The organism is Paenibacillus sp. 2KB_22, from assembly GCF_052115745.1.
Lineage (GTDB): Bacteria > Bacillota > Bacilli > Paenibacillales > Paenibacillaceae > Paenibacillus.
In genome coordinates, this window is the sequence record NZ_JBFRHG010000010.1 from 36881 (window position 1) to 51723 (window position 14843).

General features: G+C 48.4%; 15 protein-coding genes. 11 read left to right on the forward strand and 4 right to left on the reverse strand.

Annotation, left to right across the window (positions count from 1 at the left end):
- Window positions 1–22 precede the first annotated feature (22 nt).
- A complete protein-coding gene (gene nadE / locus AB4111_RS29250) occupies window positions 23–832 on the forward strand; it encodes an ammonia-dependent NAD(+) synthetase (RefSeq protein WP_253429852.1) in 810 nt (269 codons plus the stop codon).
- Between the two features lie 94 nt (window positions 833–926).
- Here the strand turns inward: nadE and AB4111_RS29255 are convergent, their stop codons facing one another.
- The gene (locus AB4111_RS29255) at window positions 927–1742 is read right to left on the reverse strand and encodes an alpha/beta hydrolase family protein (RefSeq protein WP_442034774.1); all 816 of its coding nucleotides are present in this window, start codon (window positions 1740–1742) and stop codon (window positions 927–929) included.
- A gap of 250 nt (window positions 1743–1992) precedes the next feature.
- Here AB4111_RS29255 and acpS point away from each other — a divergent pair, with 250 nt between their 5' ends.
- Window positions 1993–2391: a holo-ACP synthase gene (acpS, locus tag AB4111_RS29260; protein WP_076216711.1), complete on the forward strand. Its 399-nt coding sequence runs from the start codon at window positions 1993–1995 to the stop codon at window positions 2389–2391.
- A gap of 29 nt (window positions 2392–2420) precedes the next feature.
- Window positions 2421–3791 carry an A/G-specific adenine glycosylase gene (gene mutY / locus AB4111_RS29265; RefSeq protein WP_442034776.1) on the forward strand — a complete coding sequence of 457 codons (1371 nt, stop codon included), beginning with the start codon at window positions 2421–2423 and terminating at the stop codon, window positions 3789–3791.
- A gap of 319 nt (window positions 3792–4110) precedes the next feature.
- On the opposite strand, the gene AB4111_RS29270 is transcribed toward mutY, so the two are convergent.
- Window positions 4111–4722: a superoxide dismutase gene (locus AB4111_RS29270; protein WP_150364015.1), complete on the reverse strand. Its 612-nt coding sequence runs from the start codon at window positions 4720–4722 to the stop codon at window positions 4111–4113.
- Between the two features lie 419 nt (window positions 4723–5141).
- Between AB4111_RS29270 and AB4111_RS29275 the strand changes: the two genes are divergently transcribed.
- The 8 genes from AB4111_RS29275 to AB4111_RS29310 all read left to right on the forward strand — a co-directional run bounded on the left by AB4111_RS29275 (window position 5142) and on the right by AB4111_RS29310 (window position 12081).
- A complete protein-coding gene (locus AB4111_RS29275) occupies window positions 5142–5567 on the forward strand; it encodes a GNAT family N-acetyltransferase (RefSeq protein WP_278297013.1) in 426 nt (141 codons plus the stop codon).
- A 345-nt stretch (window positions 5568–5912) separates the two neighbouring features.
- Window positions 5913–6497, forward strand: coding sequence for a signal peptidase I (gene lepB / locus AB4111_RS29280; RefSeq protein ID WP_442034854.1), 585 nt, complete (start codon window positions 5913–5915; stop codon window positions 6495–6497).
- A 171-nt stretch (window positions 6498–6668) separates the two neighbouring features.
- A complete protein-coding gene (queG, locus tag AB4111_RS29285) occupies window positions 6669–8558 on the forward strand; it encodes a tRNA epoxyqueuosine(34) reductase QueG (protein ID WP_442034779.1) in 1890 nt (629 codons plus the stop codon).
- A gap of 15 nt (window positions 8559–8573) precedes the next feature.
- Entirely contained in the window at window positions 8574–9605 is a 1032-nt protein-coding gene (locus tag AB4111_RS29290) for an HD domain-containing phosphohydrolase (protein ID WP_442034781.1), read from the forward strand.
- Window positions 9606–9770: 165 nt separating this feature from the next.
- Window positions 9771–10034 (forward strand): YneF family protein, encoded by a 264-nt coding sequence (locus tag AB4111_RS29295; protein ID WP_017690778.1) that lies wholly within the window; start codon window positions 9771–9773, stop codon window positions 10032–10034.
- Window positions 10035–10146: 112 nt separating this feature from the next.
- Window positions 10147–10740 carry a GTP cyclohydrolase I FolE gene (gene folE, locus AB4111_RS29300; RefSeq protein ID WP_062837627.1) on the forward strand — a complete coding sequence of 198 codons (594 nt, stop codon included), beginning with the start codon at window positions 10147–10149 and terminating at the stop codon, window positions 10738–10740.
- A gap of 190 nt (window positions 10741–10930) precedes the next feature.
- Window positions 10931–11785 (forward strand): lipoate--protein ligase family protein, encoded by an 855-nt coding sequence (locus AB4111_RS29305; protein WP_442034783.1) that lies wholly within the window; start codon window positions 10931–10933, stop codon window positions 11783–11785.
- A 71-nt stretch (window positions 11786–11856) separates the two neighbouring features.
- A complete protein-coding gene (locus tag AB4111_RS29310) occupies window positions 11857–12081 on the forward strand; it encodes a hypothetical protein (RefSeq protein ID WP_091039003.1) in 225 nt (74 codons plus the stop codon).
- Window positions 12082–12234: 153 nt separating this feature from the next.
- Here the strand turns inward: AB4111_RS29310 and AB4111_RS29315 are convergent, their stop codons facing one another.
- On the reverse strand, window positions 12235–13515 hold the full coding sequence (locus AB4111_RS29315) for a Fe-Mn family superoxide dismutase (protein WP_442034786.1): 1281 nt from the start codon (window positions 13513–13515) through the stop codon (window positions 12235–12237).
- A 159-nt stretch (window positions 13516–13674) separates the two neighbouring features.
- Complete coding sequence (locus tag AB4111_RS29320; RefSeq protein WP_442034788.1) at window positions 13675–14700, reverse strand: alpha/beta hydrolase; 1026 nt, start codon at window positions 14698–14700, stop codon at window positions 13675–13677.
- Between the last annotated feature and the right edge of the window lie 143 nt (window positions 14701–14843).

Genomic DNA, 14843 nt, shown 5'->3' on the forward strand with positions numbered 1-14843 from the left:
TTAGAAACGGGGTGTGTGAACGATGAGTTTGCAACAACAGATCATCGCTGAATTGAAGGTTAAACCAAGCATTAATGAAGAAGAGGAAGTACGCAAGCGTGTTGATTTTCTGAAGACGTATGTTAAAAATGCGGGTGCCAAGGGCCTGCTGATTGCGATCAGCGGCGGTATTGACAGTGCAGTGGCAACGGCGCTTTGTAAAAAAGCGACGGACGAGCTTACGGAAGAGAATAAACAAGAGTACAAAACGCTGGGTGTATTTCAACCGTATGGTGAACAATCCGATATCGACCACAGCTATGCTGTAGCAAAAGCATATGATCTGAAACATGTTGTGGAAACGAATATTGAAGATGCGGTGAACGAGATTGCACTGGAAGTGGAGCAAGGATTCAAATCCTTGGGTAGCCCACGCCATATGACTCACCAAGGCAAAGGTAACGTTAAAGCGAGAACTCGTATGGTTATGCAATATGCGCTTTCGTTTGAAGAAAACCTGCTCGTTGTAGGTACGGATCATGCGTCCGAAGCCATCACGGGATTCTATACCAAATGGGGCGATGGTGCTGTGGATATCACACCACTAAGCACGCTGAATAAACGTCAGGTACGCCAGCTGGCAGCATATCTGAATGTGCCACAGGCTATTTTGGACAAGGCACCCTCTGCAGGGCTATGGGAAGGTCAGACGGACGAAGATGAGCTGGGAATTTCGTATGAAGCGAACAGCGACTATCTCGAAGGCAAACAGATCGATCCGGCTGCACAAGAGCGCCTTGAAGCGTTCTATACGCGGACACATCACAAACGCAATGCCATTCCTGGTATCTAATACGGGTGGATGAGCATGATCGTTATATTAGGGAATGCAAAAAGAGTCACTGCCTGAGCAGCGACTCTTTTTGTTATGTGGAATGAGAACACGTTCAGCTACTCCAGTCTTTGATCTGTTGCAGGGTCTGGGTGATGGCTTGCTCCAGTTGCGGAGTGGTTTCTTTAAATGGATGTACGGTATTAAAAGTGTGGTTTCCCTCATTAATCTGGTGCCATGGGATATCAGGGCGGGCTTGAACAAGTGCAGCAGAACCGTCCCGCAGACGCTGCGGATCTTCTGTTCCCTGAATGAGTGCGACTCGCAAATTTGAAGCACCCAAGCGGTCAATGATAGCGTAACGTTCGTGATGTTTGTCCAGGTCTTCCAGTATAGACACGTCCAGTGGCATCTGCTGACCTGTACGTCCGTTAACGACATGGCTGCGGCCATGTGTACGCATTTCTTCTTTTTGCTCCGCTGTGAAGAGATCCAGATTGGTTACGCCATTCCAGGAGATTACACCTGCTACTTGATCGGGATGATCCAATGCATAGACGAGACTTACGCCTGCACCGCGACTATGGCCAACCAGGTACACAGGAAGTCCGGTGAGTTCAGGTTGTGTAGCCACATGCTCCAGTATTAAGGCCAGATCGGCAAGCTCCCGGCTGTACGTATTCACTGCGAACTTTTCAAGTTCAGAGAATTGCTCCAGATATTCGCCGATACCGTTGTGAGAGAAATTAAAGGTTAGCACATGATGCGTCTGGCTTAGCTGTGCAGCTGCGTAAGGGAACATGCCCCAGTCTTTGAAGCCTTTGTATCCGTGAGACAGAATGATGACGCCTTGAGCGGGTTGTTGTGCAGGGAAAAAGTCCCCGCGAATGATAGCATCTACGTCAGTGGGCAATTCAAAAGTGATGGGCATTGTTCAGACCTCCTAAGAATTTCAGACGATTCCTGATTCATATTTTAGCATATATGGTAATGCGGATAGGTACTCGCTTCTGGGCGCCCCTCCTGCTACAATAGAATACGTGTTCGGAGAGTTACGGATCATGTGATTAAATGGAGATCTTATACAATGCATGTTCAAAAGAGTAGTTATCAGTACCGAGAAGATGATGAAACTTCTGAACAACCTCTTACAGTATAGAAGATTAAGCGGGTGAACGTTGATGATATATGGCATTGGTAATGATGTGCTGGAGATTGGACGTATGCGGAAATTGCTGTCCGGTCGCCATGCGGAAGCTTTTCTGAAACGAATTTTAACACCAGCAGAGCGGGAGATCGCGGTTCGTCGAGGAAAGCGGATGACGGAGTTTGTATCCGGCCGATTTGCAGCCAAAGAAGCGGTGTCCAAGGCATTTGGCTGTGGTATTGGTGGCGTCATGGGCTTTACTGACATTGAAGTGCTTCCTGATGGGACAGGACGTCCAGTGGCCTCGCTGTCCAGTCAAGCCTGGGAGCGTCTGCAGCTGCCATACGATAAGCAATATGACATTCATTTGAGTATTACGCATCAGACGGAATTGGCAGCGGCCTTTGCAATCGTAGAACAGATGGAAAAGTAGCTAGCTTGGCAATAGGAGAGGAAGGGCTTATGGGTTTACAGGAACAGAAACAACACTTTAGCGTGAACTTGCTGGATTGGTATATGATCAACCGACGGGATTTACCGTGGCGTCGCCACAACAATCCGTATTTCACATGGGTATCGGAAATTATGCTTCAGCAGACTCGGGTAGATACGGTAATTCCGTATTTCAATCGTTTTATCGGGAATTTTCCGACCGTGCAGGCACTTGCGGAAGCACCGGAGGAGGATGTCCTGAAAAATTGGGAGGGACTTGGCTATTACTCCCGTGCACGTAATCTTCAGGCAGCCGCGAGACAAGTCATGGAGCTGCACGGAGGCGAGATGCCTCAGGACAAGCAGGCTGTCTTCGCATTAAAAGGGGTTGGCCCCTATACGGCCGGGGCCATTCTCAGCATTGCCTTCAACCAGCCGCAGCCTGCGGTAGATGGCAATGTCATGCGGGTTCTGTCCCGATACTTCCTCATCGATGAGGACATTATGAAGGGCAGCACCCGGGTGTTGATGGAAGAGCTCGCAGGAGAGCTCATTCCGGAAGGGCGAGCGCGTGATTTCAATCAGGCGCTGATGGAACTTGGCGCGCTGGTGTGCACGCCCAAAGCGCCGCACTGCCTGACTTGCCCGGTCATGGAGCAATGTTCCGGCCGCATCGCCGGAAGAGAGCTTACGCTGCCGGTCAAGACCAAGGCGAAGCCGCCGCGCCCTGAGCAGCGGCTGGTCGCGATTGTGGAGGGCCGCGGGGATCACCGCGGCCAAGTGCTTGTGCGCCAGCGCCCAGACACGGGCCTGCTTGCCCGGATGTGGGAGCTGCCGCATGTGCTCGCGGCGCCCGCCGCAGCCAGCAAGAAGGCGGCGCCGCTGGCGGATGAGCCGGCCATGGCATTGCTGGCCGGCAGTCTGTGGGCGGAAGGCTTCGCTGCCCGCCCGGAAGGGCTGGCTACCCATGCGGAGCATGTGTTCAGCCACATTGTTTGGAGCCTGCAGGTGTACAAGTGTACCGAGCAGGACCAGAGCAGTGAGCTTCCGCTGATCGCGGCGGAAGCTAGAGCCGCCTACGACGCACAGGCGGCAACAAGGGAGGGCACAGCCTCATCATCAGCTGCGTCACCTGAGTCAGAGACAACACATTCATCGCAGCCAGGTACGCCTGATGCGCAGAACATCATCTCAACATCGCTTAACGATGGAGAGATGTTGATGTCCCCATCTAATGTTAGTGACCTGGCGCTGAACACTCCGATAATGACAGGGAAAGGCGATGGCTTGACCTACCGCTGGATCGGTCCGGAAGATATGGACAAGATGGCATTTCCGAATATATTTCTGAAGCTGATCAGCAGTTATTTTGCCGGTGCGTATAGTCAAGTGAGTGATTAAATGAGGAGCTAATGAACTCCAGAGGTCTTATCATGTGGATAAACCACAATTATAAATTCTAACGAACCAGAGTGACATTATCTTAGCTAAATTAACCTAAAAGTGCGAATCAATGCCCTTTTTTGGGGAATAGTTACGCTGAGATTCATTAGGTTCGCGATACGATGAAACATGAAGCAATAGCGTGTCCTTGATTTGTTAGAAAAAACATCCATTAACTTATAACTATACCGATTGCGATAGCAAAAAGAGAGCCTGATCACGGTCACGATGACCGAATCAGGCTCTCTTTTATGTTAACTGTTGCATGCAAACAGTCTTATTTTGCAGAAGCGTAACGTTTGTTCACTTCATCCCAGTTGATTACATTCCAGAAAGCTCCGATGTAATCAGGACGTTTGTTTTGATATTTCAGGTAGTAAGCGTGCTCCCATACATCCAGACCCAGAACCGGAGTCAGACCTTCGAAGAGAGGGCTGTCTTGGTTAGGTGTGCTAGTGATGGACAACTTGCCATCTTTGCCAACTACGAGCCAAGCCCAGCCGGAACCGAAGCGAGTTGTAGCTGCTTTAGCGAAATCTTCTTTGAATTTATCAAAGCCACCCAGTTCGCTATCAATAGCTGCAGCGATATCGCCTGTAGGAGCGCCGCCGCCGTTAGGTCCGATGATTTCCCAGAACAAGCTGTGGTTAGCATGTCCACCACCATTGTTGCGAACCGCTGTGCGGATGCCTTCAGGTACGCTGTCAAGGTTAGCAATCAGATCTTCCAAGCTTTTTTCTTGCAGTTCAGGAGCGCTTTCCAGAGCTGCGTTCAAGTTAGTTACATAAGTATTGTGATGGCGATCGTGGTGGATTTCCATCGTTTGTGCATCGATATGTGGTTCCAGTGCGTCGTTAGCGTAAGGAAGTGCCGGTAATTGAAAAGCCATAATGAAATACCTCCTGAGATTTTAGGTTTTTTTTTAATCAGGTACATATGTAATAATACCCTTGCCACTAATATTAAACCGCATTCGGGCTAATTAAGCAACATTTTTGTTTATTAAGTCCCCCGAGGCGTTGATCTAATGATGGGCCAGAGATAACAAACATATTTTACCCTTTATGAATATATTTATGTGATTTTAATAGAAAAAAAAGCAGAAATATGAAGGATCGTATTGTAAACGGTTACAATTAAGCGCTTTCAAAAGAAAATGCGTGTTTTATGGAGTAAAGTATGGTTTAATTGACGAAGAAGCGGTATTTTCTCGTTTTTTGTCATTATATGAACATTGGGTTTTTGGTAAAAAGGAATTCCTTTTTGTAAAAAACCTCATCTAAGCTAACGAAAAGGGAGATTTAAGACATGCACGTTCGTTCCTTTCAGTTGAGTGATGCAAGCCAGATGACGGAGCTTCTCCAGGTTGCACTATCGGAAGAGTGTTATGAGAACACGATGGGCCCGTTTGCCCGTCAATTGTCATGGGATTCTGACCTGATCATGGTTGCGGAAGAAGAGGGAGACCTCGTCGGCGCTTTGATTGGTACGATTGATCAAAACCAGGGTTGCATCTACCGTATTGCGGTACATCCAGACTATCGTCGCCGTGGAGTCGGCAAAACACTTGTCGAGGCTATGGAACAAAGGTTCCAGCAGCGTAAAGTCAGCCAGGTATGGGTGGCGGGTGATGAGCACAACAAAGTAGCCATGCCTCTATATGAAGCTATGGGTTACGGTGCCAATCAGATTATGAGCGCTTTCCAGAATCTTAGTATTTTGTCTAAAGCTTAGTTTGCATGTTTAAAAAGAAATAAAAAAAGATGTTCATTTCATATTAGGCATATCTCTTTAACGTGTAAAAACGTGAGGGATGTGCCTTTCTATTTGTATGAGCGTTCTTTACGTAATATTCCTCTGGTTTTCTCATTCTCTGAACACGCTTCGGTGCCTCCCAATTCGATTAGACCACTGCACCTATCCCGGCTGTATACATGATATCCAAGGTATTGGTGCTCATAACCAATTGTTTCACTCTCCCAAATGGAGTAGACTGAAAAGGAGTATGGTCACCATTTTACAAGTTTAATTCAACTAATTAATAAATGAGGTGTCCCTTTGAATTCCAATAATCATTCAATGGAACATATGGTTTCCGAGGAACGTAATCAACCGCCAAAGCCTGAACAACCGGAGAAATCCTGGGTTGTCGAGCTGTGGGACTGGGTCAAAACGATTGTTGTTGCTTTTGTCATCATGATGCTGCTGAACCTGTTTGTGTTTAATCTGTCGATGGTCAAGGGACAGTCCATGCAGCCGACACTGGTTGAGCGAGATCGTCTTTTCGTGAACAAAATTGTATATCATCTGGATACACCATCCCGATCCGATGTGATTGTACTTCGTGATCCAAGTGAAGGTGTGGAGAAGAAGGATTTTCTGGTGAAACGCATCGTTGGACTTCCGGGAGATACAATTGAAGTCAAGGATCACCATCTATATGTGAACGGCGAGCGACAAGCGGAAACGTACACGGATATCGAAGTGCAGGACCCGGATTTTGGCCCAATAACACTGGAGCCGGATCATTTCTTCGTGATGGGGGATAATCGTCATGAAGGCAAAAGTAAGGATAGCCGAGTGTTTGGCAGTATTACATCCGACCAGATTGTAGGCAAGGCTGAATTTATTTTCTGGCCGTTTTCTGAATTGAAGAAATTGTAAAATGCTGACAGGACAACAACTTCAGACTGCATTTTGCGTTAAACCATATAGACTCGTTCCGTTTTAATTCAAGTAAGCAAGGCATATATAGAAATTAACGCCTGTCCTCTTACCGTGAGGCGGGCGTTCACTATTTACGGAATACGTGTTGGAAGAAGAGAGGGAAGAGAAATGACGAGCGTACAGACCGGGGCAGCACAGGAAGCCTCCGTATGGGAGAAGTTAAAACAGGAGATCAAGGCAGCTGGCCCCGGACTGGGCATTGATGATATCGGATTTGCTTCGGCGGATCCCTTTGTTTCCCTGAAGTCGCTGCTGGAGCAGTCGCGGGATAAGGGGTATGCTTCAGGTTTTGAAGAGCCGGATATTGAAAAAAGAGTACACCCCGCCTTAAAAGATGGCGAGCCGGCTTCACTTATTGCGATAGCCGTGGCATACCCGTCCAAAATGGTGAATCCACCAAAATCGGAGCCTGGTGCGTATCGCGGCATTTTTGCCCGTTCGGCTTGGGGCCAGGACTATCATCAGGTGCTGCGTGCAGCGATGGACAAGTTGGTAAACTTTATACGTGAACGTGTACCTGAAGCCATGATCGAAAGCATGGTAGACACAGGAGCACTGGTGGATCGTGCGGTGTCCCAGCGTGCGGGGATTGGATTTAGCGCCAAGAACTGTGCCATTATATCACCCAAATTCGGTTCATGGATTTTTCTCGGGGAACTGGTGACGAATATTCCTTTTCAACCGGACACTCCTGTGACCGAAGACTGTGGTGAATGTACGAAATGTATCGATGCCTGTCCTACAGGCGCATTGGTGGGGCCGGGACAGTTGAATTCACAGCGTTGTATTTCTTTTGTAACCCAGACGAAAGGGTTCGTGGATGAAGAATTTATGCTGAAAATTGGCAACCGTCTATACGGTTGTGACACATGTCAGATTGTCTGTCCGAAGAACCGGGGCAAGAACTGGGATCACCATCCCGAGTTTCACCCCGATCCAGAGATTGTGAAGCCACTCCTGCTGCCGCTACTGGATATCGGTAATCGGGAATTCAAGGAACGTTTCGGTCAGAGTTCCGCCGCTTGGCGGGGCAAGAAGCCAATTCAACGCAATGCCGTTATTGCCCTGGGCAATTTCAAAGACAAAAGTGCTATACCCAAACTTACAGAAGTACTAAAACGTGATCCGCGCCCCGAGTTGCGGGGAACCGCAGCTTGGGCGTTAAGCAGAATCGGAGGAGAAGACGCCATGAGAGCAATTGGGGAAGCTGCCGCTAACGAACAAGATGGGAACGTACTAAGCATGCTGCAGAAGGCCGAGGAACGACTGAGTTCGTCCGAGACCTTACCCAAACAGCCACAGGCTGGACAAGTGAGTGAGAAGCAGCCAGAGCAACAGAAAGAACAACAGAAAGAGCACAATGCACTACGGGCGTTACAACAGGATTTGAAAATGGAAGCTGGGATTGAACCGGGTAGTGAGCAGCCTGCACAGCCTGCCAAACCGGAAGCCGCAGCGTGGAGGCCTTCTGCAGTTACGGGTCTTCATGGCAAGCCCGTATACTACGATGAGGTACTGACACCGATTGGTACACTTACGTTATGCGCTACAGATGAAGGACTGTGTCACATTGATTTTGGCGCATTTCACGTACGCGAAGCTCATCTGCAACAATGGGCACGTACCTGGATTGGCGAGTATCGATATGAGAAGAATGAAGAGAAGCTCAGCGAAGCTGCAAAGCAGGTACAGCAGTATTTTGCAGGGGAGAGAAAAACGTTCGACTTGCAGCTTAATCGTCTTGGAACACCATTCCAGCTACAAGTATGGCAAGTTCTGTCCGATATATCTTATGGAGAGGCCTCATCACACCAACAGGTTGCGGAAAAGATCGGCAGACCCAAGGCTGTTCGTGCAGTTCTGGACGCCATTAGCAAGAATCCGATTCCGATTATTATTCCCTGTCACCGCATCAGCGGTAAAGACGGTACCCTGGTGGGTTATGTAGGCGGTCTGCAAACCAAGGAGCAATTGCTCGCATTGGAGCAGCAATCGTAAGAGCGGGGGACGTTCATGAAGTATGTAAACGTGGAGAGCGTGGAAGCGGGGGAACTTCTGGGCAAGACGGTATATTCCAGTAACGGTACGGTACTGCTGTCCGCCGGAGTCCAGCTCACCGTATATATGGTCAATACGCTAAAGCGTATTGGCGTGACCATGCTATACATCCAGGATGAAGCGTACAAAGATGTGGATACAGAGGACATTCTGGATGAAACCACGAAACGGGCAATAATTAATGAAATGAGTGTCACACTCGAATCCATTCGCTCCGGGAAAGATTGGAGTCCTAAAAAGGTCGCCCTCAGTATAGAGAAGTTGCTGAATGATGTACTGAACGGACGTGAAATGCTTGTGCAACTCACCGATATTCGTACCAAAGACAATGCACAGTATGTTCATGCGATGAATGTATGTTTGTTATCTTCGGTCATCGGACTGAATATGGGACTCAATTATAATCAATTGAAAGACCTTGCTGTGGGGGCATTATTGCATGATATTGGCAAAGTGGGGGAACCTCCTGGCAGTGGCTCTGTTGCGAATTCTTCGCTGCACCATACATGGCGTGGATTCGAAGTGATTAAGAACAAACGGGAGTTCAGTCTGTTGGTCGCCCATACAGCCCTGCAACATCATGAGCATGTTGATGGTACAGGTATGCCAAGAGGTATTAAAGGGAATGACATCCATCTGTTTGCGAGAATCGTTAGTGTGGCTAATATCTATGATAATCTCATTAATGGGTTATTGAAGGACAGTTTGTTGCCACATGAGGCCTGTGAAGAGATGATGGCGTTGTCTGGTACAAAGCTGGATCGGGATATTCTGATCGAGTTCAACAAGAGTGTATCCGTGTATCCCAATGGTACTGCGGTACGACTGTCTACCAAAGAGACTGGAGTCATTGTGCGTCAGCATCGGGGATTGCCCGGCAGACCTGTAATCCGGGTGGCGCGCGGAAGTACGCGTTATTCTCTGGATGTGGTGGAAATTGATCTGGCTCAGCATACAACCGTTTTCATTGAAGCCGTCATGACGTAGCTTGTGTGCGGTTCAACTGGAAAATCCGTTTGCTCAAGGCGTGCGGAAATGCTATGATACTTTCAGGAAATCCGGTCTGTGTCAGGTTAGCAACATGTGCGCTTAACATCATGAATTGACACGGATTATCAGGCTTTTTAGAATGCATACAGAGGTGTCTAAGAGATGGATATTGTTATACCGATTATCACATTGATTGTTGGTCTGGTCGGGGGATTTTTCATCGGGGTGTTCTACTTGCGTAAACAACTCGAGAAAATGCAAAGCAATCCGGACATGCTTCAGAAAATGGCGAAGCAAATGGGCTACAACCTGAATGGCAAGCAAATGCAGCGTGCCCAGCAGATGATGAAGAATCAGCAACCAGGAGCGAAAATGCCTCAGCCGCAACAGCATCCTGCGCGTAAAAGTTCGGGCCGCCGAAAATAATAGCAGGGAATGGCTGCTTAAAGTGCGTGTTCAAAAAGTTGGGTTTTCAGTACCTGAAGCGGACTTTTTGAACAACCTCTTACAGTAGTGGTTCGAAAGGAGGCGTTCGGCAGTGGCTGGCGTTAAAGATTATATGAATTCAAAAGTATCCGACAATCGGGAAAAGATCGAGTATCATGTAGAGCAGATCCTGAAATTGATCGGAGAAGATAGTACACGTGAAGGGCTGCTTGAAACGCCTGCACGTGTGACCCGAATGTATGAAGAAATTTTTGGTGGATATGAAGTAGATCCGCGCGATGTGCTCGGTGTCACGTTTGACGAGAATCATGAAGAACTGGTTATCGTCAAGGATATCGTCTACTACAGCCAGTGTGAGCACCATATGGCGCCGTTTTTCGGCAAAGTGCACATTGGGTATGTACCAAGCGGCAAGATCGTTGGTTTGAGCAAAATGGCTCGTCTGGTCGAAGCGGTAACACGTCGCCTGCAAGTTCAGGAACGTATTACTTCACAGATCGCTGACATTCTGACAGAAGCTGTCGAGCCTCATGGCGTGATGGTCGTGGTGGAAGGCGAGCACTTGTGCATGTGTTCCCGCGGCGTGAAGAAACCGGGAAGCAAGACGGTAACGTCTGCTGTACGTGGTTCTTTCCGTGAGAATCCGGCACAACGTGCAGAGTTCTTGTCTTTGGTGAAAGATTAAGATCGGGTATGTCCAATTCATGGACAAGCCAGATTAGCTCCTTGTAGCATTGGAAGCAGGAGCTTCTGAGCCGCAGGATGTGATATAAATAAGCCGTGTTCCCAGGGGAACCGGCTTATTTATATATGGCGTTGTCATTCCTATATATACTGAATACATACGAATTCGTTAAGCCGGAGGTAATGAAACGATGAGTGCACCTTCCCATTCAGAACACCCGGTTCAGCCGGAACAGGGACTACAAGCGGATAAACATGCTACATTGCGTCTGCAAATCTGGGAGACACCACTCAAGCGACAAGGCAGTAGTGTACTCGAAGCTTTTGCATGGGAAGAAGTCATGTGCAGGCGGGTTGGGGCAGGGCATCTGCCTGTTGCACATATATGGCGGCATCCAGATGCCTTTGTAGCCGGTCTGCGTGACCGCAGGTTGCCACAGGCTGTAGAAGCGATGGAACGGATAAGAAGCGAAGGGACAGCAGTCTGTGTTCGACCTTCCGGTGGAGCGGCCGTACCCCTGAATCCAGGGGTAGTTAATGTGTCACTGATTCTGCCTAATCCCAGACATGCCATCAATATCCATGATGATTTCCGGGAGATGGCTTCGATTATTGCCGAGTCGCTAACGCCATGGTCGAATCAGGCGCAAACGGGTGAGGTCCAGGGTGCTTTTTGCCCGGGGGATTATGATGTCAGTGTAGGTGGGCTCAAATTCTGTGGTATTGCCCAGCGCAGGCAGGCAAAGGCGTACATAATAACTGCTTTTATCATCGTGGAAGGTCAGGGAGATCAACTGGCAGCAGACGTGCGTCAATTTTATCAACATGCATCAGGTGGGGCGAGTGAAGGATATCCTGATGTTCAGCCTGGCACGATGGCGAGTCTGAAGGAGTTGGCAGGTGTTCCTTCTGCGGCAGCATATACCGCCTCTCTGGTTCGAACTCTACGTAATCGCTATCCGCAGGCGGAAGCCAGCAAGGTGCTTAGCGTTGGCGCTGAAGAAGTACGTCTGACGGCTGAGCAGATGAAGCTGCGCTATGATTGAGTTCTTGATAATCGGACTTGGAATTGGGTAATAGAGATGATATGATGTGATTTCGGAAGGAGAGTGTTAGGATGGAGACGTTGAGATATACGTACTTATATGAGGTTGTATCTACAGGCGAAAAGTCTGAGTTCAGCCAAATGGCAACAAGTAAGGAAGAGGCTGCTGCACTGATCGTTGCTCGTATCGCTGATCTGGAGTTTACAGATGAGGCAGATATCAAGCTGGGCGATCTGATCGCTATTAGCAAACAGGTTGGCGACAACTATGTGGCGTGCGAGGGCTGTGCTTCTTAAGTGAGCTTGAGCATTTTGAAATAGCAAGTCTCTCAAAATATAAGCAAGTCTCTATTATAAGAGGCTTGCTTTTTTGTATACACCAAAAAGAGATATCTTTCAGTCACTCGGCTGGAGATATCTCTTTTTCCTCTAATCCATCTAACCCCAAGCTTAATAAGGTGGCCACAACAACTTGCGTGCCGTTTCGTAACGCTCAGCAACAGCCGGCCAGTAGACGACATTCCACCAGTCTTCAATATACTTTTTGCGTTCATTCTGGTGTTTCAGATAGTAGGCATGTTCCCACACATCCAGTGGCAGGAGCGGTACGATATCCGACTGGGACAGGTTCTGGTGTTTTTCCGCCTGCAAAATCTCCAAACGATGTGCTCTCGGGCTCCAGACAAGCATCGCCCAGCCACTGCCTTCCACTTTGTTCGCAGCTTCCGTGAATTGATTCTTGAACGCTTCATAACTTCCGAAATCCCGCTTGATCTGCTCTGCGAGCATACCGGAAGGTTTACCGCCGCCAGCAGGGTTCATAATTGTCCAGAAGATCGTATGCAGGTAGTGGCCTGCTCCGTTAAAGGCGAGTTCACGTTCCCAGTGCTTGATGAGTTCAAAATTATTCTTTTTTCGCGATTCTGCCAGTTTCTTCTCTGCTACATTTAGTCCGTCCACATAAGATTGATGGTGTTTGTCATGATGGATACGCATCGTCAGTTCATCAATATGTGGCTCCAGCGCATTGTACGCATAGGGAAGGGGTGGCAGTGTGTGTCCTCCAATAGGTACCGGCTTTTCTTTTACGGGAGTTGCTGTAGAGCTGGGCATGGCTTGTGTTGTTTCGGTAGAAGGTGATTGAACGGTTGCGGATTGGATCTGCGCTGAAGCAGCAGGTGCGTTTACATTCCCCTCTGGAGAAGTTGGAGCTTCTGAAGCTTGGCGATGGATGCTATTTGACCCTGACGTATGCAGTGCATTCTCCAGAAAAAGTGACGGCTCCAAATTTGTTTCTCGCATGATGCTAGGTTGGCCAAGCGTATCCAATACGCCCAGAAAATACTCTGATTCGCGGATAAAATGCAGAATAAGTACTTTGGCAAGCGGAACAGCTTGCACCGCAGCACTTTGTTCCAGAAGAACATACAGCTGTTTGATGAACTCTCTCGATTGCTGCCGAGCAGCCGACACAAGTTGATCAATACAACGAACCATGTAGGGAGCAGGTGGATGGGTTGCGGGTAATAGTTGTTTTAACAGCTGATTCGCTACTCGCTCACTGTTCGCAAAGGTAGCCTCCCATTCCTCCAGCAGCTTGACGTATGGGGGCTCCAGATCGGGCACCAGTGCACGAATGACGAGTGTATGTTCTTTCTCCTGCTCTTTCCAGAAACGGATTTCTTCCAAGGTCCGCAGAGGCAGCAAGTGACCATATCCATCCCAGTTCATATATGATGGACCTCCTTCAGTTGAATTTCATCGCATATGTAGACCGTTGCTTCATGCGTCCCAAGAGTATATTCAGCCGGGCTGTTGTCCTATGAGTGCAAAAAAAGAGCCCCTGAGGGGTTCAAAAATCAACGGAAAATCCGAATGATTAGGATTTGATTATTCTCCACTATTGGTGTTTTGAACATCGTCACTGCTTGTTTTCGTTACATGACTCAGGAAAGTCGAGACACGGCGCAGATATTCCTTTGGATGCTCCCGGAAGATCAACTCATGGTGCGCATCCTGGACAATCCATACATCCGAGTACGGATTGGTCTGGTTGGCGGCGAGCTGTTCTGCAATAGGGTAAGGCGCTTTCTCATCTTCCGTACCATGTATGAAGAAAATCGGGAACGGATAATCTTCCTTTTTCACTTCCTGGTATGGAATCTGTTGCAATCCGGTACCATTCAGAACAGGGAACAACAGCTTCATGATCTCCAGTGTAGGCTGACGCGGGAGATCGATCTGGTTATGAATGTTGTGGTACAGCGTATCCGGCTCAAGCAGGAACGTACTGTCCAGAATCATCGCATCCACTTCTTGTGTAATCAGTCCGGTTTGAAGCGCCGTACCGGCACCCATGGAGAAACCCCAGACTACCAGTTCCTGCGCACCGCGCTGCTTGGCGAACTGGATGGCACCCAGCAATTGCTGTGACTCAGCCTTGCCACCTGTGGCTACAGCTTTGTTCACCTGGGAGGCGAAGCCATAATCGAACATGACGACGTTGAACCCAAGTTGATGGGCATAGTGTGCCAGGTCATACATGGGTACCCATGTTTCTTCACGATTGGCACCATAGCCGTGACTGAAAATAATCGTTTTGCTTGCGGCATTGTCAGCAGGTATATACCATCCTTGCATCGTCCGGCTACCGTCTGCTGCCGGGAACGTGATGTCTTCGTACTTCATGTTCTTGGCCTGCATCGGATTGGAGAAGACAGGCGCTACAGTCGGGTTGGATAATACCCATGCGATGTAACCGTGCAGTGCAATAAAACAAAACAGTAGAAAAAATACAACGGAGAGCAGCAACGCTACGATAATATGTTTGAACCGAATCAGCCTCGGTGATAGGGAAGAGGGCATATCGGACACTTTTGTTTGCAGCGGGGCTTCGCTCTGGGATGTTGGATACATGAATGCCCCTCCTTTGAAGTTCGGTTGAAGATAACAACGACATGAAAAGAGAATTGCGTCTATTTCAGAGCCTGCTTCAGAGCGATATCTTAATGTAATATATCTTTATCGTATGTTCCAATATAGTCAAAGTCAATTGATTG